The following is a 25,611-nucleotide window of genomic DNA, read 5'->3' as shown; positions in this document are numbered from 1 at the left end:
ATGGATAACGCATCGCCACGGTAGGTGCCTGCCGCCAACGCGATCGTCCGGCCGGCACGACTGCCTTTATCCTGTCGCGATGGACGACACATCGCCCGCACCCCAGAGACCGCGCGCCCTGATCGGCTGGCGCCTGCTGGCCCTGTTCTACGATCTGTGGCCGGCGGCGGCGCTGTGGTTCGCGCTGTCGTTCCTGTTCAATCTCGGCTACCTGCTCGCCGGCCATGGCGCGCGCGAATTCGTCGCACCGTTCACCGTACTGGGCTGGCTGCTGTGGATCGCCTGCTGGCTGGTCACCGGCCTGTACGCGACCGTCAGCTGGCGCCGCGGCGGCCAGACCCTGGGCATGCGCCCCTGGCGCCTGCGCGTGCGCGCCGCCGACGGCAGCAGGCCCTCCTGGCGCGCGCTCTGGCTGCGCTATGCGGTCGGCGCGCTCTCGCTGCTGCCCGCCGGCCTGGGGTTCTGGTGGGCGTGGTTCGACCGCGGCCGCCTGACCTGGCACGACCGCGCCAGCGGCACCCGTCTGCTCCGCGAACCGAAGCCGCGCTGACAGCCGAGTCCGCGTTCGGCCCTACGGCACGACGATCTTCCACTTCTGCGAGTTCCAGGTGTCGCGATAGGTTTCCTGGACGATTCCGGCACCGTCCGCGGTCCCGGCGCCTTTCGGCCGCAGCGCCTTGCCGGTGTACTTGTTGATGATGGCGAAATGACCGTTTCCGGCGCGGACCAGGTTCCATTTCTGGCTGTCCCACGCCGCGTTGTAGTCGTACTGGACGATATCGACACCGTCTCCCGCCGCGCCATCGCGCGGCCGCAGCGCCTTGCCAGTGTAGCTGTTGACGATCGCGTAGTCGCCGCCGCCGACCGGCCGCACCACCCACCGCTGGCTGGCCCAGGTGTCGTTGTAGGCGTTCTGGACGACGCGCACGTTGTTTCCGGCGCCGGCCCCTTCCGGCCGCAACGCCATGCCGGTGTGAAGGTTGCCGACGACGAACGTTTTCCCGTTCGTCATTCCGGGAACGGCTGCGGCAGGGGAATCGCGGCGCCAGGCCCGGACATAGTCCACTTCCAGGTAGGCAGGAAAGACCGTCGAGGCGTCCGGCGCTCCCGGCCAATGGCCGCCCACGGCGAGGTTCACCAGCAGCTGCATCGGCTCGTCCATGTCGCTGGAGCGCGCGGTTCGGGCGACGGGCAACCCATCGAGGTACCAGGTCAGATAGGCGTCGCTCCACTCGAGGCCGTACACATGGAAGGCGGCCGAGGTGTCGAAGATGCCGGCGAGCGTGGTCTGGTCGCCGTCCGCATTCGAATGCTTGGACATGTAGACGGTGGACGGAGCCTGGCCCAGGACCTCCATGATGTCGATTTCCGGAGGCCAGGACGGCCGGTCCAGCAACATCCAGAACGCGGGCCAAAGCCCCTTCCCGGACGGCAGCCTGGCGCGCATTTCGAAATAGCCTTTCTGCCGGGCGAACTTCTGGTACGTGGTGATGAGGCCGGACGCGTAGCGGTACGTCTTGTCGTGCCAGACCGTGTCCTTGCGCTCGGCGCGAATGCGCAGGACGCCATCTCCCCGGAACTCGAACTGGTCGTCCAGGTACACCTGCAATTCGTCGTTTCCGGAAAGAGTGCGCGCGCCTTCTCCGCCCCACATATAGGTCGTGTTCCACTTGCCCGTATCCAGCGAGCTGTCGTCGAACTCGTCGTGGAAGACCAGGGTCCAGCCCGACGCGGACTGGGCCCGGGCGGAGGGCGCGCACAGCAACGGGATCAGCAGGCATGCCAGGAGTGCGGACAGGCCCCTGCGCGCCCTGCCGAGTGCATGAATTGTCATATCGTCCCCGGATCGGATGCTCAGGCATGCGGATCGGCGGCCCGGCGGCTGCATCCTCCGGCCGGCCTGGCCGCCGAAGGAGAAGGTCCGGGTTGCAGCGACCCGATGCACCGCGAGGGTAGCTTCTTCCTCGAGCGGCTTGCCGTGACGCAGATGGCGAAACCACGCATTGCGGCGCGCCGCGGCTGCGTTACCGCGCCGGCACGACTGCCCTGCTCGCTGCCGGCCCGAGATTCCGGCGATCCCGTGGCCTCCGGGCAAGACCGGAAGCGGCAACGCCGCAGTCCATACGACTCGTCGCAACGCGACGCTATCCGCTCCTGCGCCGGAACAGCAGGAACGAGATCAGCAGCATCACCGCCGGCGGCATCAGGTAGGCGAGGCGGAAGTCGAACTGGTACACGCCGGCCAACCGCACGAACTGGTTCTGCAGCAGCCAGAACCCCAGCGCGAACACCACGCCGATGAACAGCCGCCGCCCCAGGCCGCCGCTGCGCAGGCTGCCGAACGCGAACGGAATCGCCGCCAGGCACAGCGCGAGCACGTTGAACGGATAGAACCAGCGGCCCCAGTAGTGCTCCTCGTACTCGCTGGCGTCCAGGCCGTTGCGCTCGCGGTACTCGATGCCGCGGCGCAGGTCGGCCGCGCGCTGGTAGCGTGGCCGCCACAGGTTGCTGGCGGTCGCCAGCGCCGCGGAGTCGAGCTGCGAAGCCCACTTCTCCTCGTCGACCTCGGTCTCGGTGACGGCGCGCTCCTCGAACCAGATCCGGCGCACGTCGCGCAGCAGCCAGCCGTCGGCGCCGTGCTCGGCGGTGGCGGCGTTGGCCACCGAGACCAGGCGGCCGTCGTCGTCGAATTCGAACAGGCGCACGTCGGCCAGTTCCAGCCATTGCCGCCCGCCTTCGCTGCGCTCCTGTCCGGTCCGAGCGTTGAGGAAGGTATCGCCCTCGCGCGCCCACAGTCCCGAGTACTGCGCGACGATCAGGTCGTTGGACTTGGCCGCCGCCTTCATGCCGTCGGCGCTGCGCTGCGCCCACGGCGCCAGGGTCTCGCCGTTGAGGATCATCACCGCCGTCAGCAGCAGCAGCGGCACCGCCACCGACAGGCTCAGGCGCTTGCGCGACAGCCCCAGCGCGCGCAATGCGGTCAGTTCCGAGGTCGCCGCCAATTGCCCCAGGCCCATCAGCGTGCCGATCACCGCCGCGGTCGGAAACATGGTGTAGGCGCGGCGCGGCAAGCTGTAGAGCGTATAGGTGAGCGCCGAGAAGAAGCCGTAGTCGCCCTGGCCGATGTCGTCGATCTCGGAGAACAGGCCGCTGACCACGAAATCCAGGCCGGTCAGCACCGCCCAGGTCAGCATCACCGTCACCAGGACCACGCGCGCGGCGTAGAGGTCGTGGAGCTTGGGAAACGGCATCATCGCGGCCGTCTCCACCGCGCGCGGCGGACGCGGCCGTCGGTGAAGTACATCCACGTGCCCAGCGCCAGCAGCGGCAGCACCAGCCACCACAGTCCGAGCGCGATCGGGATCGTGCCCTCGGCCAGCCAGTCCTGGCCGAGCAGCATCAGGTTGATGCCGACGAAATAGCCGAGGAAGGCCAGCATGGTGCGGCCGTAGCGCGCCTGCCGCGGCTGGCTGCGCGCCAGCGGCACCGCCAGCAACCCGAACGCCAGCGCCAGCAGCGGCGGCGCCAGGCGGAAGTGCAGCTCGGCGCGGGCTTCGCGCCGTTCGTCGCCGAGCAGGGCCAGGGTCGGCTGCAACTCGGGATCGGCTTCGTCGCGGCTGCCCTCCGCCTCGGGCAATCGCAGTTCGTTGCTGGCGAAGCGCATCAGGCGGAAATCGAGTCCTTCGCGCTGCGGTCCCTCGACCCGGAAGCCGTCGTCCAGGGTGAGATAGCGCTCGCCGCTGTCCTCGACCGTCAGCCGTCCGGTGGCCGAGGTGGTGACGTCCATCCGCTCCTCGTCCTGCTGGTAGACGAACACCCGTGCCATCTGCGTGCCGTCGTTGGACATGCCGCCCACGTAGACCACGCCGCGGCCGCCCGGCAGCTCGACGAAGCGCCCGGCCTCGAGCCCGGCGATCAGCAGGCTTCGGCTGCCCTGCTCGATCATCCGCTTGGAATAGTCGCGCGCCCAGGGCCCCAGCCACAGCGAGCACAGGCCGATGAACGCGACCATCGGCACCACCAGCAGCAGCACCGGGCGCAGCAATCGGCGCGGACCGACACCGGTGGCGGTCAGCACCGGCATCTCCGAATCGCGGTACAGCCGCCCCACCGCCAGCAACAGGCCCAGCATCAGGCCCAGCGGCAGGATCAGCGGCAGGTAGTTCAGCACCTGCAGGCCGAGCTGCGAGAGCATCATCCCGGCCGGCACGCGGCCACGGGCGATGTCGCCGAGCACGTCGGCGAACACGCCGCCCAGGCTGACGACCATCAGCACCACCAGCACGGCGAAGGTGGCCTGGGCGAATTCGCGGAACAGGTAGCTGTCGAGCTTCGGCATCGAAAGGCGGGTTGCTTTAGACTTTGGGGTTCTTTTACGGGCAGGCCGGCGGCGCGGACATGAGGCCGGCGGCGGTCGCGGCCGCGACCGAACGCCCGATTGTAATGACCCGCACACGGAATCTGGTTGATGACCCTCGAATTCACCCTGAATCGCGATATCCCCGCCACCGCCGCGACCGACTGCATCGTGGTAGGCGCGTTCGCCGACAAGACGCTCTCCCCGGCCGCCCAGGCGCTGGATGGCGCCAGCAACGGCCGCCTGGCGGCGCTGCTGGCGCGCGGGGACATCAGCGGCAAGGCCGGCCGCACCACCCTGCTGCATGACCTGGACGGGGTGGCCGCGCCGCGGGTACTGGTGGTCGGGCTCGGCGAACAGGCCAAGTTCGGCGCTGCGCAGTACCAGCGCGCGGTGGCCGATGCGGTCCGGACGCTGAAGACCGGTGCCGCCGCCGGCGCGCTGCTGACGCTGTCCGAGCTCGCGGTCGACGGCCGCGACGACGCCTGGGCGATCCGCCAGGCGGTGATCGCCGCCGACCATGCCGCCTACCGCTACACCGCGACCCTCGGCGCCAACAACAAGAAACGCAAGCACACCGGCCTGCGCGCGCTGGCGGTGTCGGGCGACGACGAGCAGGCGCTGTCGCAGGGCAAGGCGATCGCCAACGGCGTCGAGTTCGCGCGCGAACTGGGCAACCTGCCGGCCAACGTCTGCAATCCGGCCTATCTGGCCGAGCAGGCGAAGACCTTCGCCGCGCGCTTCGACAAGGCCGCCTGCCAGGTGCTGGAGGAGGCGGAGATGGAAGCGCTCGGCATGGGCGCCCTGCTCGCGGTGGCGCGCGCCTCGGCCCACCGCCCGCGGCTGATCGTGCTGGAGTGGAACAACGGCGGCGATGCGAAGCCCTACGTGCTGATCGGCAAGGGCATCACCTTCGACACCGGCGGCGTCAACCTCAAGACCCAGGGCGGCATCGAGGACATGAAGTTCGACATGTGCGGCGCCGCGACGGTACTGGGCACCTTCGTCTCGGCGGTCGGGCTGGGCCTGCCGATCAACCTGCGGGTGGTGGTGCCGGCGGTGGAGAACGCCATCGACGGCAACGCCTACCGCCCGTCCGACGTCATCACCAGCATGTCCGGCAAGACCATCGAGGTCGGCAACACCGACGCCGAGGGCCGGCTGATCCTGTGCGACGCGCTGACCTATTCCGAGCGCTTCGAGCCACAGGCGCTGGTCGACGTCGCCACCCTCACCGGCGCCTGCATGGTCGCGCTCGGGCGCCAGGCCAGCGGCCTGATGAGCAAGCACGACGACCTCGCCGACGAGCTGCTGGCCGCGGGCGAGACGGTGTTCGATCGCGCCTGGCGCCTGCCGCTGTGGGACGAATACCAGCCGATGCTCGATTCGGCCTTCGCCGACGTCTACAACATCGGCGGCCGCTGGGGCGGCGCCATCACCGCCGGCTGCTTCCTGTCGCGCTTCACCGAGGGCCAGCGCTGGGCGCACATCGACATCGCCGGCAGCGCCAGCGGCGACGGCAAGCTGGGCATGGCGACCGGGCGGCCGGTGGGATTGCTGTCGCAGTGGCTGATCGACCGCTGCGCGGTCGACGGGAATTGAGAATCGGGAATAGGGAATCGTGAAAGCTCCATCGCCCAGGATCATCTTCGCGGGCTTTCGCGGCTCCGTTACCCGCCTCTACCATTCCCGATTCCCGATTCCCCATTCCCGGCTCTCATGCGCGCCGACTTCTACCTGATCGCCAAGCCCCGCTTTCGCACCGAGCCACTGCGGCTGGTGTGCGAATTGGCGCGCAAGGCCCATGACGCCGACCTGCCGACCCTGGTGCTGGCGCGCGACCAGGCCGAGGCCGAGACGCTCGACGACCTGCTCTGGGACATGGGCGACGATGTCTACATCGCGCACCAGATCGCCGGCGGGGACGAGGACGACGTCACGCCCGTGCTGATCGCGCCGCCGGAGTTCGATCCGCCGATGCGCCCGCTGGTGATCAACCTGCGCGATGCCGCGGTCGAAGGCGGCTTCGAACGGGTGCTGGAAGTGGTCCCCTCCGACGAATCCGCGCGCGGCCCGCTGCGCGAGCGCTGGAAGCAGTACCAGGCGCGCGGGCTGGAACTGAAGAAATACGATATGTAGGTGGGGCGGGAATCGGGAATGGAGAATCGTCAAGAGCGATCACCCCTCCTCCGGCCCGGTCTCCCGTTGACCGCTGCTCTTCACTATTCCCGATTCTCGATTCCCCATTCCCGGCCCTTATGACCCTCGCCCCCAGCTACGACCCCAGCGCCTTCGAATCCCGGCTCTACGCCGAGTGGGAATCGGCCGGCATGTTCTCGCCGCGCGGCGACGGTCCCGCCTACACGATCCTGCTGCCGCCGCCGAACGTCACCGGCACGCTGCACATGGGCCACGCCTTCCAGCACACGCTGCAGGATGCGTTGATCCGCTATCACCGCATGCTCGGCCACCGCACGCTGTGGCAGATGGGCAGCGACCATGCCGGCATCGCCACCGAGATGGTGGTCACCCGCAACCTGACGCGCGAAGGCAAGGGTGAAACCCGCGACGCGCTCGGCCGCGATGGCTTCATCGCCAAGGTGTGGGAATGGAAGGCGGAGTCCGGCGACACCATCGAACGACAGATGCGCCGGCTGGGTACCTCCGGCGACTGGTCGCGCAGCGTCTTCACCATGGACGACATGCCCTCGCGGGCGGTGATCGAGGCCTTCGTGCGCATGTACGAGCAGGGCCTGGTCTACCGCGGCCAGCGCCTGGTCAACTGGGACCCGGCGCTGAAGACCGCGATCTCCGACCTGGAGGTGGTGAGCGAGGAAGAGGACGGCTTCCTGTGGTCGATCCGCTATCCGCTCAGCGACGGCAGTGGCGAGGTGGTGGTGGCCACCACCCGCCCGGAGACCATGCTCGGCGACACCGCGGTGATGGTGCATCCGGAGGACGAGCGCTACGCGCACCTGGTCGGCAAGGCGGTGACCCTGCCGCTGACCGGACGCGAGATCCCGGTGATCGCCGACGCCTATGTCGACCGCGCGTTCGGCACCGGCATCGTCAAGGTCACCCCGGCGCACGACTTCAACGACTACGCCGTCGGCCAGCGGCACGCGCTGCCGCTGATCAATGTCTTCACCGCAGACGCGGCGATCAACGACAACGCGCCGGAGCGGTACCGCGGCCTGGACCGTTTCGCCGCGCGCAAGGCGATCGTCGTCGACCTCGAGGCCGCCGGCCTGCTGATCGAGGCGAAACCGCACAAGCTGCAGGTGCCGCGCGGCGACCGCACCGGCCAGGCGATCGAGCCGTACCTGACCGACCAATGGTTCGTGAAGATGGACGGCCTGGCGCAACGCGGACTGGAACTGGTCGAGAACGGGTCGGTGAAGTTCGTGCCGCCGAACTGGATCAGCACCTACCGGCACTGGCTGCAGAACATCCAGGACTGGTGCATCAGCCGCCAGCTGTGGTGGGGCCATCGCATTCCCGCCTGGTACGGCGAGGACGGCGAAGTGTTCGTCGGCCGCAACGAGGCCGAGGCGCGCGCCAAGGCCGAAGCGGCCGGCTACCACGGGCCGCTGGCGCAGGACAGCGACGTGCTCGAGACCTGGTTCTCGTCCGGGCTGTGGCCGTTCTCGACCCTGGGCTGGCCGGACGAGGCCGCGATGGGCGAGCGCGGCTTCGAGGATTTCCTGCCCAGCAGCGTGCTGGTCACCGGCTTCGACATCATCTTCTTCTGGGTGGCGCGGATGATCGTGATGAGCGACGCGCTCACCGGGCAGATCCCGTTCCGCGACGTCTACATCACCGGCCTGGTGCGCGACAAGGACGGGCAGAAGATGTCCAAGTCCAAGGGCAACATCCTCGACCCGCTGGACATCATCGACGGCATCACGCTCGACCACCTGGTCGCCAAGCGCACCGCCGGGCTGATGCAGCCGCAGATGGCGGCCAGGATCGAGAAGGCGACGCGCAAGGAGTTCCCCGACGGCATCGCCGCGCACGGTGCCGATCCGCTGCGCTTCACCATGGCGGCGCTGGCCGGCCCCGGGCGCGACATCAAGTTCGATCTCGGCCGCGCCGAGGGCTACAAGAACTTCTGCAACAAGCTGTGGAACGCGACGCGCTTCGTGCTGATGAACACCGAGGGTTTCCCCGTCTCTGTAGGAGCGGCTTCAGCCGCGACAGTCGGGGCTGAAGCCGCTCCTACAGCCCGGACCGCCCCGGAAAAATGGATCCTCGCCCGTCTGGCCACGACCGCGGCCGAGGCCGAGGCGCACTTCGCCGCCTACCGTTTCGACCTGCTGGCGCAGACGCTGTACGAGTTCGCCTGGAACGGCTTCTGCGACTGGTTCGTCGAACTGGCCAAGCCGGCGCTCAACGGCGATGACGCCGCGGCCGCCGACAGCACCCGCCACACGCTGCTGTTTGTGCTCGAAGCGCTGCTGCGGCTGCTGCACCCGCTGATCCCGTTCGTGACCGAGGCGCTGTGGCGCCAGGTCGCGCCGCGGCTCGGCATCGACGGCGACAGTATTTCACTGCAGCGCTATCCGCAGGCCGCCGGCTTCGACGTGGCCGCGTTCGCACAGGCCGAGGACGATGTCGAGTGGCTCAAGCAGATGGTGTCGACGCTGCGCCGCATCCGCAGCGAACTCGGCGTCTCGCCGGCGCGGCAGGTGGTCCTGCTGCTGCGCGATGCGTCCGCGACGGACAGCGTCCGCGTGGAGCGCTTCGCCTCGCAGCTGACGTTCCTGTTGCGGCTCGAGCGCATCGAGGCGATCGAAGGCGACCCGCCGCCGGCCGCCGCCGGCGTCGTCGGCGGACTGAAGCTGTTCGTGCCGCTGGCGGGCCTGGTCGACCTGGATGCCGAGCGTGGCCGCCTGGACAAGGAGCTCAAGCGGGTCGAGGCCGAGATCGGCAAGTGCGAGGGCAAACTCGGCAACGCCACCTTCGTGCAGAACGCGCCGGCCGCGGTGGTGGAACAGGAGCGCAAGCGCCTGGCCGAATGGACCGCGCAGCGCGACGCGCTCGCCGCGCAGCGCGCGCGGCTGTAGAAACCGCCGCTTCCCCCGTAGGAGCGCGCCATGCGCGCGATGCCGCGCCAGGCAGCCTTCTCCGTTGCGATGAGACAAACCCCGTCGCCACGGGCGGTGCCAATCAATAGCCAAGCCCTTCACGATGGACCAACCCCTCATCTTCTTTGGCTCGAGGTGCGGGCTATTCACTGACACCGCCCGTGGCGACGGGGATGGCTTCGTCGTAGCGGAAAGGACTGCCTGGCACGGCATCGCGCGCATGGCGCGCTCCTACGGTGGTCTAGTCCTCGGATTCGCCGACCAGTTCGATCGCCATCACGATCGCATCCTCGCGCCCGCGCATGGCGGGGTAATAGCGCGGCCGCCGCCCGATCTCGTTGAAACCCTCGTCGTGGTACAGCGCGATGGCCTGCGGGTTCGACGGCCGCACCTCGAGGAACACGCGGACCACGCCCTGCCCGCGGGCGATGCGCAGCAATGCCCGCAGCAGCCTGCGGCCATGCCCCTGTCCCTGGACCTCGGGACCGACGCAAAGGTTGAGCACGTGCGCTTCGCCGGCGGCGACGCTGAGCACGCCGTAGCCGATGATGCGCCCCCGGTCCTGCAGCACCCAGGCCGGATAACCGGCGCGCAGGCAGTCGCGGAAGATCCCCGGCGTCCACGGAAACGGGTAGGCGCGCAGTTCGATCGCCATCACCTCGGCAAGATCGTCCGCGCGCATCGGCCGCAGGCTCGCGGCGACGCCGGGAGCGTCCGCGGCCCGGGCGTTCACGAGCCGGCCCGGCTCCGCAGCGCACGCAGCTGCGGCCAGAGTGCGCGCTTGGCGTCGGGCGTGCGCAGGCGCGCCAGCGGCATCCAGCCGCGGCACAGGCTCGCCGCGTCCGGCGCCTCCGGACCGCGCCCGGCCGCGCGCAGCAGCGCATGCAGCAATGGATCGTCCGGCATCGACGCCGTCGCGTCGACCCTGCGCCACAGGGTGAAACCGAGCGCGTCGAGCGTCTCGCGCTGCAGCCCGTCCCAACTCACGGCGCCGCCCTCGCCGCCGGCGAGCGACGGCGCCACGCCCACGCGGCCGGCCCGGACAGCGCGTACAGCGTCGCCGCCGTCAGCAGCGTCTTGGGAGGATCGATCCACAGTGCGATCAGCAACGCCAGCGCGATCAGCAGGAAGAAGAACGGCACCCGGTCGGATTTCGGCCCGCTGCCGCCGCCCTTGAAACTGGTGTAGCGGATCCGGCTGACCATCAGCAGCGAGGCGACCACCGTCACCGCCAGCGCGAGGTAGCGCAGCTCCTCGCCGCTCCAGTCGAGATCGTGGCTGGTCCACACGAAGCTCGCCATCAGCCCCGCCGCCGCCGGGCTGGCCAGGCCGACGAACCAGCGCTTGTCGACCTTCGCCACCTGGCTGTTGAAGCGCGCCAGCCGCAGCGCCGCGCAGGCGGCGTACAGGAACGCCGCCAGCCAGCCGATCCGGCCGATGGTCACGCCATCGAGCTTCAGCGACATCAGCGCCCAGTGGTACATCACCAGCGCCGGCGCCATGCCGAAGCTGATCAGGTCGGCCAGCGAGTCGTACTGCACGCCGAACTCGCTCTGGGTGTTGGTCAGGCGCGCCACCCGGCCGTCGATGCCGTCGAGGATCGCGGCGACGAAGATCGCGATGCAGGCCGCCCCGTAGCGCCCCTGCGAGGCGGCGATGATGGCGAAGAAACCCGCGAACAGCCCGCCCGTGGTGAACAGGTTCGGCAGCAGGTAGATGCCGCGGCCGCGTGCCGGGCCGGGGGTGGGGGCGTCGTCTTCCATGGCCCGAGTTTACCGGGCCCGGGGCCTGGGAATCCCGCGACGGCCGTCAAGCACCGCGGAACCGCGGCTTGCGCGCCCGCCTCGGGGGTGCTGCAATCGCGTCCATCCCCCCGCCCCCCCTTTTCCTCGATTCCCCAGGAGCTTTCCATGCGCCATCCGATCCTCGGCACCGCTCTGGCGCTGGTCGTCGCCGCGTTCGCCACCGGCGCCGGCGCCGACGAGGTCTACCAGTGGAAGGACGCCAACGGCGTCACCCACTATTCGGAGTCCCCGCCGCCGAGCGGCAATTATCAGCAGCGCAAGATCACCGATTCCGGCGCCAGCACTTCGCAGACCACCACCGCCGCCGGGCAGGCCTCCACGCCCGCCGCCGCCGAGAATTCGCAATGCGCCATCGCGCGCCGCAATATCGAGACGTTGCGAAGCGAGGGACCGGTGCAGCAGGACGACGGCGAAGGCAACGTTCGCGAGCTGGATGCCGACGAGCGCGCCAACCAGCTGGAGCTGGCCCAGGCGGCGGTGCAGGCCTACTGCACCGACGACGCACCCGTCGGCTGAGCCATGCGCCTGACCTGGGCCGTGGTGCTGGGCTTGGTGGCCGGCGGCGCGCTGGCCTGGTGGCTGTCGCGCGACCCGCCGGAAGCGGCGCAAGCCAGGCGCGATCGCGCCGAAAACGCCGCGGCCGCCGCGGCCGGGGACGCCGGCCCGGCGCTGTACCGCTGGCGCGACGATGCCGGCAACCTGCAGATTACCGAACGGCCGCCGGGCGGCCGCCATGCCGGGCGCAGCTACGAGAAAGTCGACGTGCAGCCGCGCGAGGGGATCGAGGTCCACGGCGAGCGGCGCTGAGCGCCGGCCGGGAACTCGGGACTTCGGTTTCGGCGAACGCGCCCCCGCATTCCGGACCGGCCCCGGAATGCACGGACGCGAGCGGTGCGGGCGCGGTTTCGATCCGCGTATCCGTATCCTGCCCTTCTCGAAACCGCAAGAGCCGTCCGGAACGAAATTCCCGCATCCGGGCCTCAACGCTGGCAGAATCGCGGGTCCGCTTTCGACGAATCCCCTGCCATGCGCCTGTCGCAGTTCCATCTCCACACCAGCAAGGAAACGCCCGCCGACGCCGAGATCGTCAGCCACCAGCTGATGCTCCGCGCCGGCATGGTCCGCAAGCTCGCCGCCGGCATCTACACCTGGTCGCCGCTGGGCCTGCGCGTGCTGCGCAAGGTCGAGGCGATCGTGCGCGAGGAAATGAACGCCGCCGGCGCGATCGAGCTGCTGATGCCGTCGGTGCAACCGAAGGAATTGTGGGAGGAAAGCGGGCGCTGGCAGAAATTCGGCGGCCAGCTGCTGAAACTGCGCGATCGCAAGGACGCCTGGTATTGCGTCGGCCCCACGCACGAGGAAGTGATCACCGACCTCGCCCGCAACGAACTGGCGAGCTACAAGCAGCTGCCGGTGAACTTCTACCAGATCCAGACCAAGTTCCGCGACGAGATCCGCCCGCGCTTCGGGGTGATGCGCGCGCGCGAGTTCCTGATGAAGGATGCTTATTCCTTCCATCTCACCGATGCCGACCTGGATCGCGAATACCGCAACATGCATGCGGCTTATACCCGCATCTTCGCCCGGCTCGGGTTGAAGTTCCGCGCGGTACAGGCCGATTCCGGCGCGATCGGCGGCGACGCCTCGCAGGAATTCCACGTGCTGGCCGACTCCGGCGAGGACGCGATCGCTTTCTCCACCGGTTCCGACTACGCCGCCAACGTCGAAACCGCGGTCGCCGCCGCGCCCGGCCCACGCGCGGTCGCCGCCGAGGAACTGCGCAAGGTCGAAACGCCGACGCAGCGCACCTGCGAGGACGTGGCCGCGCTGCTCGGCATTCCGCTGGCGCGGACGGTCAAGTCGATCGCGGTGATGGCCGACGACGGCTTCGTGCTGGCGCTGGTGCGCGGCGATCACGGCGTCAACGAGATCAAGCTGGCCAAGGTGCCGGGCCTGGCCGACTACCGCATGGCCACCGAGGCCGAGATTCTCGCCCACATGGGCAGCGAGCCGGGTTTCCTCGGGCCGGTCGGCATGCGCGGCGTGGTCCGCGTGGTCGCCGACCGCGAAGTCGCTGCGCTGGCCGATTTCGTGGTCGGCGCCAACGAGGCCGGCTACCACCTGGCTGGCGTCAACTGGGGCCGTGACCTGCCCGAGGTGGAAACCGTCGCCGACATCCGTAACGTGGTCGCCGGCGATCGCGCCGAGGACGGCGGCGAGATCCGCATCGCCCGCGGCATCGAGGTCGGTCATGTGTTCCAGCTCGGCCGCAGGTACGCCGAAGCGATGGACTGCACGGTGCTCGACGAAACCGGCAAGGCGGCGGTGCCGGCGATGGGCTGCTACGGCATCGGCGTCTCGCGCGTGGTCGCCGCCGCGATCGAGCAGAACCACGACGACGCCGGCATTCTCTGGCCCGAACCGATGGCGCCCTGGCAGGTCGCGGTCTGCGTGATCAACCCCAAGCAGAATCCGTCGGTGATCGAGGCGGCCGAAGCGCTGTATCGCGAGCTGCAGGCCGCCGGCATCGAAACCGTGCTCGACGATCGCGGGCTGCGTCCCGGCCCGATGTTCGCCGACATCGAACTGATCGGCATCCCGCACCGCGTGGTGGTGTCGGAACGCGGCCTCGCGGCCGGCACCTTCGAATATCGTGCGCGCAGCGCCGATGCGTCGGAGAACCTGGATCGCAGCGCGCTGTTCGCGCGCCTGCACGGCAACCGCTGAGCGGGCCGCAAGGAATATCCGCGATTTTCGGCCGTACCTCGGCCATACTCCGGCCCGACAGCGCAAGACATCTGCCGGATCGATTAACTCGGAATTTGTCAAGAGTTAACTGAATGGATTATGATCCCGGGTCGCCACGGACCGGCATTCCCTTTACCCATAATCTGGAGCACTTGATGGCAATCGATCTGAACGACCTGTCGGCCAGGGAACTCGACTCGCTGATCACCCAGGCGAAGCAGCGCAAGACCACGCTGAAGAAGCGCAAGCCGATCGCCGCGGTCCGCAAGAAGCTCGAGACCCAGGCGCAGGCGGAGGGCTACAGCATCGCCGAACTGTTCGGCGGTCGTACCGCCAAGACCGTCACCGCGACGCGCAAGACCGCAAAGAAGGCAACCAAGCGTCGCAAGCTCGGCAAAGTGGCGCCGAAGTACCGCAATCCCGCCAACAGGACCGAAACCTGGACCGGTCGCGGCAAGCAGCCGCGCTGGCTGGCCGCGCAGGTAAAGAAAGGCAAGAAGGTCGAGGACTTTTTGATCAAGAAGTGATCATGGCCTCGTGTAGACGAAAACGCCGGCGAAAGCCGGCGTTTTTGTTGTCGGGACTCGGGAAGAGCTTATGGTCAAGTCATCCTGTCGCAAGCCGGAGGCGCTTTACGACGGCCGTCGGGTGGTCATCCAGTGGTTTTTTGCTGCGCATCTAAACGGATACCGGCTAGTCATTGACACCGGCCGTGGCGACGGCGTTTGTCTCGGCGCAACGGAGAGGGCTGCCTGGCGCGGCTAGTCATTGACACCGGCCGTGGCGACGGCGTTTGTCTTGGCGCAACGGAGAGGGCTGCCTGGCGCGGCGCGATCAAAGATGCTTGCGCGCCGGCAGCAACAGGTTGCCGAACAACAGGCCGGCGATCAGCGCGAGGATGATGTTGAGCACCGCCAGCATCGCCTGCTGGCCGAGGGTGACGTCCTGCTGCTGGATCAGGGTCATCAGTCCGCGCAGGCTGGCGCTGCCGGGTACCAGCATGATGATCCCGGGCACCCGGATCACCGCACCCGGACGGTTGGCCCAGCGCGCGTAGCCGTTGCCGGCGGCGGTCAGCACCAGCGCGGACAGGAACAGCCCAATCGACGCACCCCAGACGACGCCGGCATGGCGCGAGATCAGATAGCCCGCGGCCGCGGCCAGCATCACCAGCGGATAATCACGGCGATGCGCGCGGAACAGGATCGCGAAGGCCAGCGAAGCCGTGCCCAGCGCCAACCATTCCACCCAGTCCGGCTGCGGCCGCAGCGCCCGCACCTGCGGCTCGATCCCGAGCAGTTGCGCCAGCGTCAACGCGATCACGGTGCCGACGGTGAGCTTGAGCACGGTGGTCACCGCACCGGCGAAGCGCGCGGTGCCCGACACCAGGTGCTGGCTGGTCAGTTCGGTGACCGCGTTGGTCAGCGCCATGCCGGGCAGCATCACGATCAGCGAAGCGATCACTACCGTGTTGAGATTGAGCGGCGCCACGAATCCGGCCACGACGATGGCCACGAAGCCGGCGAGCATGCCCGCCAGCGCGTCGCCCGCCTCCTTCAGCCGCTGGCCGTTGCGGGTGGCCAGGTCGAGCAGGCCGATCAGCAGGCCGATGGTCGCCGCGGTGGCGATGTCCAGCCACGGCAGCCGCCACAGCCCGGCCACGCCGGCGGCGATCATGGCGAACGCGAGCACGTGCAGGGTCTTGCCGCGCCAGCCGGGGCGGCGCAGGTCGAGCGCACGCAGCGCGGCGTGGCCCTCGGCCAGGTCGAGCGCGCCCGCCATCACCTCCTCGGCGATGCGATCGACCTCGCACAGGCTGTAGAGATCGACCTCGCCCGGCGCCATCCGGATCACGCGGGTGGTATCGCTGTCGCCGGGCGGGCGCTGCGGATCGCTGAAGGACAGCACCATGCCGGTCGGGTTGACCCAGGGCTCGCAATCCAGGTCCAGCTGCTGCGCGATGGCGACCACCGTGCTCTCCAGCCGCTGCGCGGTGGTGCCGTAGGCATGCAGTTGCTCCGCCAGCTCCACCACGAAGGCGATGCGGGCGGCGTAACCGTAGGTGCGAGGGGAGGCGCGGGTCATCGGCACAGGATCGCACGCGCGCGGCCGCGCCGACAGCCGCCCGGCACCGGCGCGGCGCGCCCGCAGCAACGGCCGACGCCGTTCCGCGGCCGCTTGACCGCGCGCCGCCGCGATTGCGTACTCTATGGCGATGCCAGTGCACAGGAACCGTGCTTCCGCATGACCCCGCCCGCCTCAGCGCCGAGCATCGAGACCGATCCCGACGACGCCTCGCGGCTGCGCCTGAGCGGGCGCTGGACGCTGCGCTTCTCCGGCGAAATCGGCGCCTGCCTGCGCGAGATCCCGGAAAGCGTGCGCGAGATCGACGCCAGCGGCGTCGAGCGCATCGATTCGGTCGGCGTGCTGCAGCTGATCCGCTTCGCCCGGCGCCGCGAACTGGATTTCGACCGGTTCCGCTTCCATGACAACCATCACGCGCTGGTCGAGGCGATCGAGGACGTGGCCGACGACCGACCGCCGCGCAAGCGCGAGTACGGCTTCGCGGCCGCGCTCTACCGCCTCGGTTTCGCGGTACAGGGCAACTGGAAGGAAGCCGTCGCGCTGGTCAGCTTCCTCGGCGAGAACCTGTTCAAGCTGGTGCGCCTGGTGAAGGAGCCGTCGCGCTTCCGGCTCACCTCCACCGTGCACCACATGGAACAGGTGGGCCTGGACGCGGTGCCGCTGGTGATGCTGCTGTCGTTCCTGGTGGGCGCGGTGATCGCCTTCCTCGGCTCGACCATCCTGGCCGACTTCGGCGCTCAGATCTTCGTGGTCGAGCTGGTCAGCATCGCCTTCCTGCGCGAGTTCGCAGTGCTGCTGACCGCGATCATCCTCGCCGGCCGCACCGCCAGCGCGTTCACCGCGCAGATCGGCGCGATGGTCAGCCGCGAGGAGGTCGACGCGATCCGCACCCTGGGCCTGGACCCGGTGGACCTGCTGGTGCTGCCGCGGATCATCGCGCTGCTGGTGATGCTGCCGCTGCTGACCTTCCTGGCGATGGTCGCCGGCCTGGCCGGGGGCGTCTCGGTCGGCGCCTTCAGCCTGGACATCCCGCCGCCAGCCTACCTGGCGCGCATGCAGGATACCTTCGAACTGCGGCACATGCTGGTCGGCCTGTCGAAGGCGCCGGTGTTCGCAATGCTGATCGGCCTGATCGGCTGTCTGGAGGGTCTGCGGGTGGAAGGCACCGCGCAATCGGTCGGCGAGCGCACCACCTCGAGCGTGGTGCAGTCGATCGCGCTGGTCATCGTGCTCGATGCGATCGCTGCGATCTGGTTCATGCACATCGGCTGGTAGGATCGTGATTGATGACCGGCAATTGGTGATTCGTAGCAGCAGATGACTAACGCGTCGGAGATCCTGCCTTGGATTTGACCAATCACCAATCACCAATCACCAATCACGGCCACGCCGACGAACAGCCGATCATCCGCGTGCGCGGCATCGAGAACCGCTTCGGCAAACAAGTCGTGCACGAAGGGCTGGACCTGGACGTGCGCCGCGGCGAGATCCTCGGCGTGGTCGGCGGCTCCGGTTCCGGCAAGTCGGTGCTGATGCGCACCATCCTCGGCCTGCGCAAGCCCCAGGCCGGGCAGATCGAGGTGCTGGGCGTGGACGCGCGCAGCGAAGATCCGGTCTCGCGGCGCCATGTCGAGCGCAACACCGGCGTGCTGTTCCAGGACGGCGCACTGTTCTCCTCGCTGACCGTCGGCGAGAACGTGCAGGTGCCGCTGAAGGAGTACTATCCGCAGCTCAGCGATTCACTGCGCTACGAACTCGCCCTGCTCAAGGTCAAACTGGCGGGGCTGCCGGCAGATACCATCGACAAGCTGCCGTCGCAGCTGTCCGGCGGCATGCGCAAGCGCGCCGGCGTGGCGCGCGCACTGGCGCTGGATCCGCCGTTGATGTTCCTGGACGAGCCCACCGCCGGGCTCGATCCGATCGGCGCGGCCGCCTTCGACCAGCTGATCCGCACCCTGCAACAGGCCCTCGGATTGACGGTGTTCCTGATCACGCACGATCTGGATACGCTGTACGCCATCTGCGACCGGATCGCGGTACTGGCCGATCGCAGGGTGCTGGCCACGGCGCCGCTGGCCGAGGTGGAACGACTCGATCATCCGTGGGTGCAGGAATATTTCCACGGTCCGCGCGCCCGTGCCGCACGGAAGTCCGGGAATCGGGAATCGGGAATCGGGAATGGATGAAATCCTCGCTACCTTGCATTCTTCGTATCACCCGGCGGCCCGGCACCAGCGCGCGGTTCGTGCCTCGAGATGACCGAAACAGCGGCGCCGTTCCCGATTCCCCATTCCCCATTCCCGATTCCCGGCCCTGACTCATGGAAACAAAAGCCAACTATGTCCTGATCGGCGTCTTCACCATCGCGGTGACGGTGTTCGGCCTGCTGTTCGCGCTATGGGCGGCCAAATATGCCTCCGACCGCAGCTGGGAGACCTACGCGGTGGTGTTCAACGAGCCGGTCACCGGCCTGTCGGAGGGCAGCAGCGTGCAGTACAACGGCATCGCCGTCGGCACGGTGCAGAACCTGCATCTGGCGCCGGACGATCCGCGCCAGGTGATCGCACAGCTGCGCCTCGATGCGCAGGCGCCGATCAAGGTCGACACCCGCGCCAGGCTGTCGATGACCAGCCTGACCGGACCGCCGATCATCCAGCTCACCGGCGGCAGCCCCAATGCGCCGCGCCTGATCGACCGCTCCGATCGCGAGGTGCCGATCATCCTCACCGAACCGTCCGCGCTGCAGAACATCGCCGACATCGCCAACCGCCTGGTCGAGCGGCTGGACACGCTGTTCAGCGACGACAACATCGCCAAGATCGACAGCACGCTGACCAATATCGAGAACGTCACCGCGGCGCTCGGCGACGGCCGCGAAGACATCACCGAACTGCTGCGCTCGGCGCGCTCGGCCAGCGAGCGGCTGGAGCGCACGCTGGATTCGACCAACGCGGTGATCGGCGAGTTCGACCGCGGCTTCGTGCAGGAACTGCCGCAGCTGATGGAGAAACTGGACCGCACCCTGGTCCGGCTGGATTCGGCTGCCAACGGCGCCGACGCGATCCTCAACGAGAACCGCGCCGCCATCAACAGTTTCGCCAACGACGGCCTGTCGCAGCTCGGACCGACGCTGGGCGAACTGCGCGCGTTGGTCCGCGACCTGCGCCGGATCAGCGACCGCCTCGAGAGCAATCCCGCGCGCTACCTGCTCGGTCGCGACGCCCCCAAGGAGTTCGAACCGGAATGAACACCGCCAACCGATCCCACCGGGCGCCGGCATTGCCGCGCCGGAACCGCATCACGGCCGGCGCGCTGCTGCGCTCGGCCGTGCCGGCGATCGCCGCCATTGCGCTGGCTGGCTGCAGCGTGCTCGGCAGCGGCGGCACCAGCGCGCGCGCCACGATCTATGCGCCGGATGTCCGCGTCCAGGCCGATCCGGCCTGGCCCAGCGTGCAGTGGCAGCTCGCCATCGGCGGCGCCTCCGCCTCGCGCGTGATCGACAGCCCGCGCATCAACGTGCGGCCGACGCCGGCGGAACTGCAGGTCTATGCCGGCGCATCCTGGGCACAGCCGTCGACCAACCTGATCGAGGACACGCTGCTGCGCGCGTTCGAGGATTCCGGCCGGATCAACGCGGTCGCCCGCAGCGACACCGGGATCCGTGCCGACTACAAGCTGGTGCTGGACGTGCGCCGTTTCGAATCCGACTACACCGGCCTCGCCGTGCCCGACGCGACGATCGAGATCGCCGCCAAGCTGCTCTACAACCGCGACCAGCGCGTGGCCGCCTCGCGCACGTTCCTGCAGGCGGCGCCCGCCGCCAGCACGGAGGTCGACGACGTGGTCGCCGCGTTCGAGCAGTCGCTGGCCGCGATCACCCGCGACATCGTCGGCTGGACCCTGACCAGCGGCGAGGCGGATGCAGCGGAGGCCCAACGACCATGACCGCCAGTCCCTGCCGCGGGATGCGTTCCCGCAGGCCCCCGGACCCGTAGAGCCGAGCTTGCTCGGCTGCGCGGGCTCCGGAGCCGGGAGCAGCGGAGCAAGCTCCGCTCTACGACGGGGAGGCGGTGGTCGTGGCGAACGACAGCGTCGCGATCACGCCCTGCGTCTCGCCGGGCACCACGCGCACGCTCCAGCCGTACAGGTCGCACAGCCGGCGCACGATCGACAGGCCGATGCCGCCGCCCTGGGAGTGCTCGGCGTGGGTGCCGCGATAGCCGCGCTCGAACAGCCTGGCCGCGTCCTCGGGGCTGAGGCCGGGTCCCGAGTCGACCACCTCGACCGCCTGCTGCCGCATCCGCACCACCACCTCGCCGGCGTTGGTGTACTTGACCGCGTTGCCGATCAGGTTGCCCAGCGCCACCGAGACCGCCGCCTCCGGCGCGTCGACCACCAGGCCGGACTCGCCCTGCAGCCGCAGCTCCAGCGGCTTGTTGCGGATCTGGGTGCGGTGCGCATCCAGCAACTGCTCGGCGACCTTGGCCACGTCGGTCGCGCCATGCCCGCGCTCGTTGCGCGAGAGCAGCAGCAGCGCGCTGATCAGGTCGGTGCATTGCTGCTCGGCGCGCTGGATGCGCAGCAGCCGCGCCTCGGTCTTGTCGTCGAGCCCGGGCCTGGCCAGCAGCAGCTCGACCGCGCCCCTGATCACCGCCAGCGGCGTGCGCAGCTCATGGCTGACGTCGGCGTTGAACTCGCGATCGCGCTGCACCACCTCGGTCAGGCGCGCGGCGTAGTCGTCCAGCGCGCCGGCGAGCTGGCCGACCTCGTCGTCGGGGAAGTGCGCCGCCAACGCCGCGGGCCGCGTGCTGCTGTCCGAATCCTGCAGGCGCCTGGCGAGGTCGGAGACCGGGCTCATCACCCGTGACGCCGCCCACCACCCGATCAGCAACGACAACAGGGAGACCAGCAGCACCGAACCCAGGATCGCGCGCTGGAACTGCGCCTCGCCGCGCGCGGCCTGGGTCATGTCGTAAGCGAGGAAGAACCACTCCTCCGGCGTCTTGCGCACCGCCAGCTTGTACGAGAACGGCTCGCCGTTCTCGTCCACGCCGCTGAGGTTGTGGATGCCGTCGGGCAGGTCGTACCAGTCCGGCTGCTCGACCTTGAGCATTTCGAAGCGCTCGCGCTTGACCACCCGTCCGATCATCTGCTGCAGCGGCAGATCGGGGCTGCTGGTGGGGTCGCTGTAGAAGCGCCGCGCGAACTCGTCGATGTTGCGGTTCATCACGTCCTCGACCAGGTCGTTCTCGACGCGGTTGCGCGCCTCCTGGGTCAGGAACGCGAACAGCGCGGTGAGGCCGAAACCGAGCAGGACGAAGGAGAGGATGATGCGGCTGCGCAGGCGCCGCCGGTAGCGTCTGACCCGACGCGCTGGTGTCGCCTCGGGCGTCGGATCTGTCGACATGTGCGGGACGAGCGGGCGGGAGACTAGCTGCTGCCCTCGGGCGCGGCGATGCGGTAGCCGATACCGTGGCGGGTCTGGATCAGAGGCGTGTCGAACGGCTTGTCGATCACCGCGCGCAGGCCGTGGATGTGCACCCGCAACGAATCCGAATCCGGCAGCTCCTCGCCCCAGACCCGGGTTTCCAGCTCCTGCCGCGTGACCACCGCCGGCGACGCCTCCATCAGCGACTGCAGGATCTTGAGCGCGGTGGGATTGAGCTGCAGCAGCTTGCCCTGGCGGCGCACTTCCAGGGTGTCGAGGTTGTATTCGAGATCGGCCGTTTCCAGCACCCGCGTCTGCACGCCGCGGCCGCGCCGCGACAACGCGTTGAGCCGTACCTCGACCTCCTGCAGCGCGAACGGCTTGATCAGGTAGTCGTCGGCGCCGGAGTCGAAGCCGGAGAGTTTGTTGTCCAGCGAATCGCGCGCGGTCAGCATCAGCACCGGCGTCTGCTTGCGCGCCTCGTTGCGCAGCTTGCGGCAGACTTCGAGCCCGTCCATCCCGGGCAGGTTGAGGTCGAGCACGATCGCGTCGAAATCGTGGACCACGGCCAGGTGCAGACCGGTGACGCCGTCGGCGGCGAAGTCGACGGTATGGCCACGGTCTTCGAGGTAATCGCCGAGGTTCGCGGCGATGTCCTGGTTGTCTTCGATCACGAGGATGCGCATCGGCGAGGGATTCCGTGTTGGGGGCGGGTGGGCGGGCGGGAGACGGTGTCGCCGTTGGACCGGAGAAACGGCGGCTGGTTTCCCGTGATCGACAGATTCTGGCACAAAGCCGGTGCGAAGCCGGCCTCGTCCGTACCGTGGATACAAAGGACCCAGGCGAAATCATCGCCTGGGTCAATGAGTATTGCCCGATTGCCCGTAATCTGCCGACTGACTGGTTGGAACGGAACAGGAGGCAAGCAGATTGCGGACTGCGCACGCTACGCCCGGCACGATTAAACCACCGTTAAGCGGGCTGTTACTTTCGGGTTAATCGGGAGGACTGCCGCGGTTTCCGCCCGTCGCTCCGGACCTGGCCGCCGACGGTCGCGGCCACGAACTCGACGATCTGCCCGGCGACATCGGTGCCGGTGACCGCCTCGACCCCCTCCAGCCCCGGCGAGGCGTTGACCTCGAGCACCAGCGGCCCGCGCCGCGAGCGGATCAGGTCGACGCCGGCCACGCCCAGTCCCAGCGCCTGCGCGGCGCGGATCGCCACCGCCTGCTCGTCCCGCGACGGCAGCGCCGCGTGGCCGCTGCCGCCACGGTGCAGGTTGGAGCGGAAGTCGCCCGGCGGCGCCTCCCGCTGCATCGCCGCGACCACGCGCTCGCCGACCACCAGGCAGCGCAGGTCGCGCCCCTCGGCCTCGGCCACGAACTCCTGCACCAGGAAATTGGCGTACAGCCCGCGCAGCGCCTCGATCACGCCGCGCGAAGCCGACGGCTTTTCGGTCAACATCACCCCGGCGCCCTGGGTGCCCTCGTTGAGCTTGATCACGTGCGGCGGCGGGCCGAGCATCGACAGCAGGTCCGCGGTGTCGTCGGGGTTGTCGCCGAACACCGTCGCCGGCAGGTCGATGCCCTGGGCCGCGAGCAGCTGGTGACAGCGCAGCTTGTCGCGTGCGCGTGCGATCGCCGCGGAGGGATTGGGCGTGTAGGTGCCCATCAGTTCGAACTGGTGCAGCACGGCGTTGCCGTAGCGCATCACGGATGCGCCGATCCGCGGGATCACCGCGTCGTAGCCGGCGACCGGCCGCCCTTTGTAGTGCATCGAGAATCCGTCCGCCGCGATCCGCATGTAGCAGCGCAACGGATCCAACACCCGCACGCTGTGGCCGCGCGCCCGCGCGGCTTCGACCAGGCGCCGGGTCGAGTACAGCTTGCTGTTGCGCGAGAGGATGGCGAGCTTCATGGGCGGCGATCGTGATCCTGGCGGGATCCGGGCCGCCGTTATACCGCAACGCCGCGTCCGAGCGCGCGCCCGATGGCCGTCACCGATGCATGCGCCGGGGTATCCCGTGATCCGTTCCCGCCCCGCAAGCGGGGAAACGGGGCGTGGCGTATCCCGGTCGCCCCAATGACGGCGGGCGGCGGCACGTCGCGATTGCGGACCGACAAGGCGCGGCGAAGGCGAAGATCGATCGAATAAAAAGAACCGCCTGCCACCGCGCGCGCGGATGCGCGGCGCGACGGCAGGCGGCCGGGAAACTAGTGGCGCACGTCCAGGATCACGCCGTCGAAGCTGCGCGCGCCGACGACCTGGATGTAGTAGGTGCCGGGCTGCGGCCGCATGATCCGGACCGTTTCGGCGTTGGTGCCGCGGCGACGGCTGCGGAAATCGGCCGTGTCCAGCGTCGGCGGCTCGCCGTGCCGGACCCGCAGGTCGGCGTCGCCGATCCCGCCATGCGTCGCCAGGCTCAGCGGCCCCGTCCCCGCTGGAATCTCCAGCGAGAACAGCAGCGCCTCGCCCGCGCGGCTGGCCAGTCCGGCCATGGGCTGCCGGTTGTAGACCGGCATCGGCACGAGCGGCCGGTCGCAGGGCTCGCCCGGATCGCACGGCGGATCCAGAACCGCCGAGACGGCGGCATGCGCATCGACGATGCCGGCGCCCATCAGCCGGTCCCGCGGAATCTGGATCGGCCAGGGGAAGGGTCGTGCCGACGAGACCAGCAGGTCGTGCAACTGCTGCGGCGGCAGCGGCGTCTCCGCGACGCTCTGCACCAGCGCGGCGACACCGGCCACGTGCGGCGCCGCCATCGAGGTGCCCATCATCCCCGCATAGCTGGCGCCGCCCGGCACCGGGCCCTCGGGGCTGTCGTGCCAGGCCTGCCAGATGTAGCTGAACTGGTCGTAGACGATGTCGCCGCCGGGCGCGGACAGGTCCACGCCGGCGCCGACGTTGGTGTAGTAGCTGATGTCGCCTTCGCGGCCGGTCGCCGCCACGGTGACGACGTTGGCGCAGCCGCCCGGCGTGACTGCCGCCACGTCCTGGTACCAATTGGAATTGCCGGCGGCGACCACCACGAGGCTACCGTTGCCGACCGCGGTGTCGATCGCCGTCTGCATCGGCGAGTCCGCCTCACAGGTGTACCAGCCCGACAGGCTGAGGTTGATCACCTCGGCCGGGTCCGGATTGTCCGGCACGCCTTCGACGCTGCCGCCGGAGGCCCAGACGATCGCGTCGGCGATGTCCGAATCATAGCCGAATCCGCAGCGCCCCAGCACGCGCATCGGCAGCACCTTCGCGTCCGGCGCCACGCCGGCCAGGCCGATGCCGTTGCCGGTCGCCTGCGCCACCGTGCCGGCGACATGGGTGCCGTGCCAGGAACTGGGCATGATCCCGCAGACGTCCGGATCGTCGTTCCAGGTACCGGGATCGAGACCGCCGGGCACGCGGTCGGCGCTGTCGCGGCGCGAGAGCACCGGGTCGGTGATGAAGTCATAGCCTTCGAGCATGTTGGCGTCGAGGTCCGGATGCGCGGTGACCCCGGTGTCGAGCACCGCGACCACCACGCCGTCGCCGGTCGCGCGCTGCCAGGCCCCGGTGGCGTGGACGCCGCCGGCGTAGCCGTGCAGATGCCACTGCAGTTCGACGAAGTCCGGATCGTCCGGTGTCGCCGACACGGAGCCGTCCGTGGCGACCAGGCCGGCATGCGCGAGCAGGCGGTCGATCCCCGCGTACTCCACCGTCGGATCCGCCGCCAGCTGCTCGACGAAGCGCTCGGCCTGCACGCGATCGAGCGGCGACGAGGTGCGCACGACGACCGCGCCGCCGGCGGTGTGGCGCAGCAGCGAGGCGCGCAGCGCGCCGGCAGGTCCCGTTGCCGGGGCAGCCGCCAACCCACTGCGCGCGAGCGCCGCGTCCAGGCTGTCTTGCGCCGCCCGCGGATCGCGCGCGGGTGCCGCGCCGTCGCGGTAGCGGACGACGAAGCGCTGGTGGCGCTGGGCAATGCCGGCGTCCTGCAGCGATGCCGCCTGTGTCCGCGGCAGCATCGTGCCGCCCTCGGCCGCGACGGCCGCATGCGCGGACAAAGACAACCCCACGGCGGCGGCGAGACATGCGAGGGGAAAGCGCTTGGTCGGATCGGACATCGGG

Annotated in this window: 22 protein-coding genes and 1 pseudogene; 12 read left to right on the top strand and 11 right to left on the bottom strand. The window is 69.2% G+C overall.

Annotated elements, in window-relative coordinates:
* Nucleotides 1–79 precede the first annotated feature (79 nt).
* The gene (locus tag AB5T46_RS00815) at nucleotides 80–550 is read left to right on the top strand and encodes an RDD family protein (RefSeq protein WP_370561897.1); all 471 of its coding nucleotides are present in this window, start codon (nucleotides 80–82) and stop codon (nucleotides 548–550) included.
* A gap of 21 nt (nucleotides 551–571) precedes the next feature.
* Here the strand turns inward: AB5T46_RS00815 and AB5T46_RS00810 are convergent, their stop codons facing one another.
* The 3 genes from AB5T46_RS00810 to lptF are packed head-to-tail and all read right to left on the bottom strand — an operon-like array spanning nucleotide 572 to nucleotide 4,339.
* The gene (locus AB5T46_RS00810; RefSeq protein ID WP_370561896.1) at nucleotides 572–2,110 is read right to left on the bottom strand and encodes a family 16 glycosylhydrolase; all 1,539 of its coding nucleotides are present in this window, start codon (nucleotides 2,108–2,110) and stop codon (nucleotides 572–574) included.
* 34 nt (nucleotides 2,111–2,144) lie between these two features.
* Nucleotides 2,145–3,254 (bottom strand): LPS export ABC transporter permease LptG, encoded by a 1,110-nt coding sequence (lptG, locus tag AB5T46_RS00805; protein WP_370561895.1) that lies wholly within the window; start codon nucleotides 3,252–3,254, stop codon nucleotides 2,145–2,147.
* Nucleotides 3,251–4,339, bottom strand: coding sequence for an LPS export ABC transporter permease LptF (gene lptF / locus AB5T46_RS00800; protein ID WP_370561894.1), 1,089 nt, complete (start codon nucleotides 4,337–4,339; stop codon nucleotides 3,251–3,253). The genes lptG and lptF overlap by 4 nt, the downstream gene beginning before the upstream one ends.
* Nucleotides 4,340–4,468: 129 nt before the next feature.
* Here lptF and AB5T46_RS00795 point away from each other — a divergent pair, with 129 nt between their 5' ends.
* The 3 genes from AB5T46_RS00795 (at nucleotide 4,469) to AB5T46_RS00785 (ending at nucleotide 9,423) form a co-directional block, all read left to right on the top strand.
* Complete coding sequence (locus AB5T46_RS00795; RefSeq protein WP_370561893.1) at nucleotides 4,469–5,959, top strand: leucyl aminopeptidase; 1,491 nt, start codon at nucleotides 4,469–4,471, stop codon at nucleotides 5,957–5,959.
* A 117-nt stretch (nucleotides 5,960–6,076) separates the two neighbouring features.
* On the top strand, nucleotides 6,077–6,496 hold the full coding sequence (locus AB5T46_RS00790) for a DNA polymerase III subunit chi (protein WP_370561892.1): 420 nt from the start codon (nucleotides 6,077–6,079) through the stop codon (nucleotides 6,494–6,496).
* 119 nt (nucleotides 6,497–6,615) lie between these two features.
* Entirely contained in the window at nucleotides 6,616–9,423 is a 2,808-nt protein-coding gene (locus tag AB5T46_RS00785; RefSeq protein ID WP_370561891.1) for a valine--tRNA ligase, read from the top strand.
* A 262-nt stretch (nucleotides 9,424–9,685) separates the two neighbouring features.
* On the opposite strand, the gene rimI is transcribed toward AB5T46_RS00785, so the two are convergent.
* The 3 genes and pseudogenes from rimI to pssA form a co-directional block, all read right to left on the bottom strand.
* The gene (gene rimI / locus AB5T46_RS00780) at nucleotides 9,686–10,126 is read right to left on the bottom strand and encodes a ribosomal protein S18-alanine N-acetyltransferase (RefSeq protein ID WP_370562418.1); all 441 of its coding nucleotides are present in this window, start codon (nucleotides 10,124–10,126) and stop codon (nucleotides 9,686–9,688) included.
* 47 nt (nucleotides 10,127–10,173) lie between these two features.
* Nucleotides 10,174–10,341: pseudogene (locus AB5T46_RS00775) on the bottom strand (alanine acetyltransferase); the annotation flags it as partial.
* Between the two features lie 86 nt (nucleotides 10,342–10,427).
* Nucleotides 10,428–11,207: a CDP-diacylglycerol--serine O-phosphatidyltransferase gene (pssA, locus tag AB5T46_RS00770; protein WP_370561889.1), complete on the bottom strand. Its 780-nt coding sequence runs from the start codon at nucleotides 11,205–11,207 to the stop codon at nucleotides 10,428–10,430.
* A gap of 147 nt (nucleotides 11,208–11,354) precedes the next feature.
* Between pssA and AB5T46_RS00765 the strand changes: the two genes are divergently transcribed.
* The 4 genes from AB5T46_RS00765 to AB5T46_RS00750 all read left to right on the top strand — a co-directional run bounded on the left by AB5T46_RS00765 (nucleotide 11,355) and on the right by AB5T46_RS00750 (nucleotide 14,524).
* On the top strand, nucleotides 11,355–11,765 hold the full coding sequence (locus AB5T46_RS00765; protein ID WP_370561888.1) for a DUF4124 domain-containing protein: 411 nt from the start codon (nucleotides 11,355–11,357) through the stop codon (nucleotides 11,763–11,765).
* A 3-nt stretch (nucleotides 11,766–11,768) separates the two neighbouring features.
* Nucleotides 11,769–12,056 carry a DUF4124 domain-containing protein gene (locus AB5T46_RS00760; RefSeq protein WP_370561886.1) on the top strand — a complete coding sequence of 96 codons (288 nt, stop codon included), beginning with the start codon at nucleotides 11,769–11,771 and terminating at the stop codon, nucleotides 12,054–12,056.
* 219 nt (nucleotides 12,057–12,275) lie between these two features.
* On the top strand, nucleotides 12,276–13,976 hold the full coding sequence (locus tag AB5T46_RS00755) for a proline--tRNA ligase (protein ID WP_370561885.1): 1,701 nt from the start codon (nucleotides 12,276–12,278) through the stop codon (nucleotides 13,974–13,976).
* A 176-nt stretch (nucleotides 13,977–14,152) separates the two neighbouring features.
* Nucleotides 14,153–14,524: an H-NS histone family protein gene (locus AB5T46_RS00750; RefSeq protein ID WP_370561884.1), complete on the top strand. Its 372-nt coding sequence runs from the start codon at nucleotides 14,153–14,155 to the stop codon at nucleotides 14,522–14,524.
* Nucleotides 14,525–14,831: 307 nt separating this feature from the next.
* Here AB5T46_RS00750 and AB5T46_RS00745 read toward each other — a convergent pair whose 3' ends face one another.
* Nucleotides 14,832–16,082, bottom strand: a complete 1,251-nt coding sequence (locus AB5T46_RS00745; RefSeq protein ID WP_370561883.1) for a threonine/serine exporter family protein — start codon at nucleotides 16,080–16,082, stop codon at nucleotides 14,832–14,834.
* Nucleotides 16,083–16,241: 159 nt separating this feature from the next.
* Between AB5T46_RS00745 and AB5T46_RS00740 the strand changes: the two genes are divergently transcribed.
* The 4 genes from AB5T46_RS00740 (at nucleotide 16,242) to AB5T46_RS00725 (ending at nucleotide 20,027) form a co-directional block, all read left to right on the top strand.
* The gene (locus AB5T46_RS00740) at nucleotides 16,242–17,357 is read left to right on the top strand and encodes an ABC transporter permease (protein WP_370561882.1); all 1,116 of its coding nucleotides are present in this window, start codon (nucleotides 16,242–16,244) and stop codon (nucleotides 17,355–17,357) included.
* Nucleotides 17,358–17,431: 74 nt separating this feature from the next.
* Nucleotides 17,432–18,268 carry an ABC transporter ATP-binding protein gene (locus tag AB5T46_RS00735; protein WP_370562417.1) on the top strand — a complete coding sequence of 279 codons (837 nt, stop codon included), beginning with the start codon at nucleotides 17,432–17,434 and terminating at the stop codon, nucleotides 18,266–18,268.
* Between the two features lie 134 nt (nucleotides 18,269–18,402).
* Nucleotides 18,403–19,329, top strand: coding sequence for an MlaD family protein (locus AB5T46_RS00730; RefSeq protein WP_370561881.1), 927 nt, complete (start codon nucleotides 18,403–18,405; stop codon nucleotides 19,327–19,329).
* Nucleotides 19,330–19,379: 50 nt separating this feature from the next.
* The gene (locus AB5T46_RS00725; RefSeq protein ID WP_370562416.1) at nucleotides 19,380–20,027 is read left to right on the top strand and encodes an ABC-type transport auxiliary lipoprotein family protein; all 648 of its coding nucleotides are present in this window, start codon (nucleotides 19,380–19,382) and stop codon (nucleotides 20,025–20,027) included.
* A 109-nt stretch (nucleotides 20,028–20,136) separates the two neighbouring features.
* Here AB5T46_RS00725 and AB5T46_RS00720 read toward each other — a convergent pair whose 3' ends face one another.
* The 4 genes from AB5T46_RS00720 to AB5T46_RS00705 all read right to left on the bottom strand — a co-directional run bounded on the left by AB5T46_RS00720 (nucleotide 20,137) and on the right by AB5T46_RS00705 (nucleotide 25,607).
* Nucleotides 20,137–21,489 (bottom strand): sensor histidine kinase, encoded by a 1,353-nt coding sequence (locus AB5T46_RS00720; RefSeq protein WP_370561880.1) that lies wholly within the window; start codon nucleotides 21,487–21,489, stop codon nucleotides 20,137–20,139.
* 23 nt (nucleotides 21,490–21,512) lie between these two features.
* The gene (locus AB5T46_RS00715; RefSeq protein WP_149196539.1) at nucleotides 21,513–22,196 is read right to left on the bottom strand and encodes a response regulator transcription factor; all 684 of its coding nucleotides are present in this window, start codon (nucleotides 22,194–22,196) and stop codon (nucleotides 21,513–21,515) included.
* Between the two features lie 298 nt (nucleotides 22,197–22,494).
* The gene (gene rimK, locus AB5T46_RS00710; protein ID WP_370561879.1) at nucleotides 22,495–23,427 is read right to left on the bottom strand and encodes a 30S ribosomal protein S6--L-glutamate ligase; all 933 of its coding nucleotides are present in this window, start codon (nucleotides 23,425–23,427) and stop codon (nucleotides 22,495–22,497) included.
* Between the two features lie 296 nt (nucleotides 23,428–23,723).
* Entirely contained in the window at nucleotides 23,724–25,607 is a 1,884-nt protein-coding gene (locus tag AB5T46_RS00705) for a S8 family peptidase (RefSeq protein ID WP_370561878.1), read from the bottom strand.
* Nucleotides 25,608–25,611 lie beyond the last annotated feature (4 nt).

This window comes from Luteimonas salinilitoris (assembly GCF_041300785.1).
In the GTDB taxonomy this organism is placed as follows: Bacteria; Pseudomonadota; Gammaproteobacteria; order Xanthomonadales; family Xanthomonadaceae; genus Luteimonas; species Luteimonas salinilitoris.
The sequence above is the reverse complement of the archived record's forward strand: the minus strand, read 5'-3'. Positions and strand labels throughout refer to the sequence as shown.

Excerpts from the sequence above, each read along its gene's own strand:
- AB5T46_RS00815 (WP_370561897.1), top strand. The coding sequence starts at position 80 with ATGGACGACACATCGCCCGCACCCCAGAGACCGCGCGCCCTGATCGGC.
- lptG (WP_370561895.1), bottom strand. The coding sequence starts at position 3,254 with ATGATGCCGTTTCCCAAGCTCCACGACCTCTACGCCGCGCGCGTGGTC.
- lptF (WP_370561894.1), bottom strand. The coding sequence starts at position 4,339 with ATGCCGAAGCTCGACAGCTACCTGTTCCGCGAATTCGCCCAGGCCACC.
- AB5T46_RS00795 (WP_370561893.1), top strand. The coding sequence starts at position 4,469 with ATGACCCTCGAATTCACCCTGAATCGCGATATCCCCGCCACCGCCGCG.
- AB5T46_RS00790 (WP_370561892.1), top strand. The coding sequence starts at position 6,077 with ATGCGCGCCGACTTCTACCTGATCGCCAAGCCCCGCTTTCGCACCGAG.
- AB5T46_RS00785 (WP_370561891.1), top strand. The coding sequence starts at position 6,616 with ATGACCCTCGCCCCCAGCTACGACCCCAGCGCCTTCGAATCCCGGCTC.
- rimI (WP_370562418.1), bottom strand. The coding sequence starts at position 10,126 with ATGCGCGCGGACGATCTTGCCGAGGTGATGGCGATCGAACTGCGCGCC.
- pssA (WP_370561889.1), bottom strand. The coding sequence starts at position 11,207 with ATGGAAGACGACGCCCCCACCCCCGGCCCGGCACGCGGCCGCGGCATC.
- AB5T46_RS00765 (WP_370561888.1), top strand. The coding sequence starts at position 11,355 with ATGCGCCATCCGATCCTCGGCACCGCTCTGGCGCTGGTCGTCGCCGCG.
- AB5T46_RS00760 (WP_370561886.1), top strand. The coding sequence starts at position 11,769 with ATGCGCCTGACCTGGGCCGTGGTGCTGGGCTTGGTGGCCGGCGGCGCG.
- AB5T46_RS00755 (WP_370561885.1), top strand. The coding sequence starts at position 12,276 with ATGCGCCTGTCGCAGTTCCATCTCCACACCAGCAAGGAAACGCCCGCC.
- AB5T46_RS00750 (WP_370561884.1), top strand. The coding sequence starts at position 14,153 with ATGGCAATCGATCTGAACGACCTGTCGGCCAGGGAACTCGACTCGCTG.
- AB5T46_RS00745 (WP_370561883.1), bottom strand. The coding sequence starts at position 16,082 with ATGACCCGCGCCTCCCCTCGCACCTACGGTTACGCCGCCCGCATCGCC.
- AB5T46_RS00740 (WP_370561882.1), top strand. The coding sequence starts at position 16,242 with ATGACCCCGCCCGCCTCAGCGCCGAGCATCGAGACCGATCCCGACGAC.
- AB5T46_RS00730 (WP_370561881.1), top strand. The coding sequence starts at position 18,403 with ATGGAAACAAAAGCCAACTATGTCCTGATCGGCGTCTTCACCATCGCG.
- AB5T46_RS00720 (WP_370561880.1), bottom strand. The coding sequence starts at position 21,489 with ATGTCGACAGATCCGACGCCCGAGGCGACACCAGCGCGTCGGGTCAGA.
- AB5T46_RS00715 (WP_149196539.1), bottom strand. The coding sequence starts at position 22,196 with ATGCGCATCCTCGTGATCGAAGACAACCAGGACATCGCCGCGAACCTC.
- rimK (WP_370561879.1), bottom strand. The coding sequence starts at position 23,427 with ATGAAGCTCGCCATCCTCTCGCGCAACAGCAAGCTGTACTCGACCCGG.
- AB5T46_RS00705 (WP_370561878.1), bottom strand. The coding sequence starts at position 25,607 with ATGTCCGATCCGACCAAGCGCTTTCCCCTCGCATGTCTCGCCGCCGCC.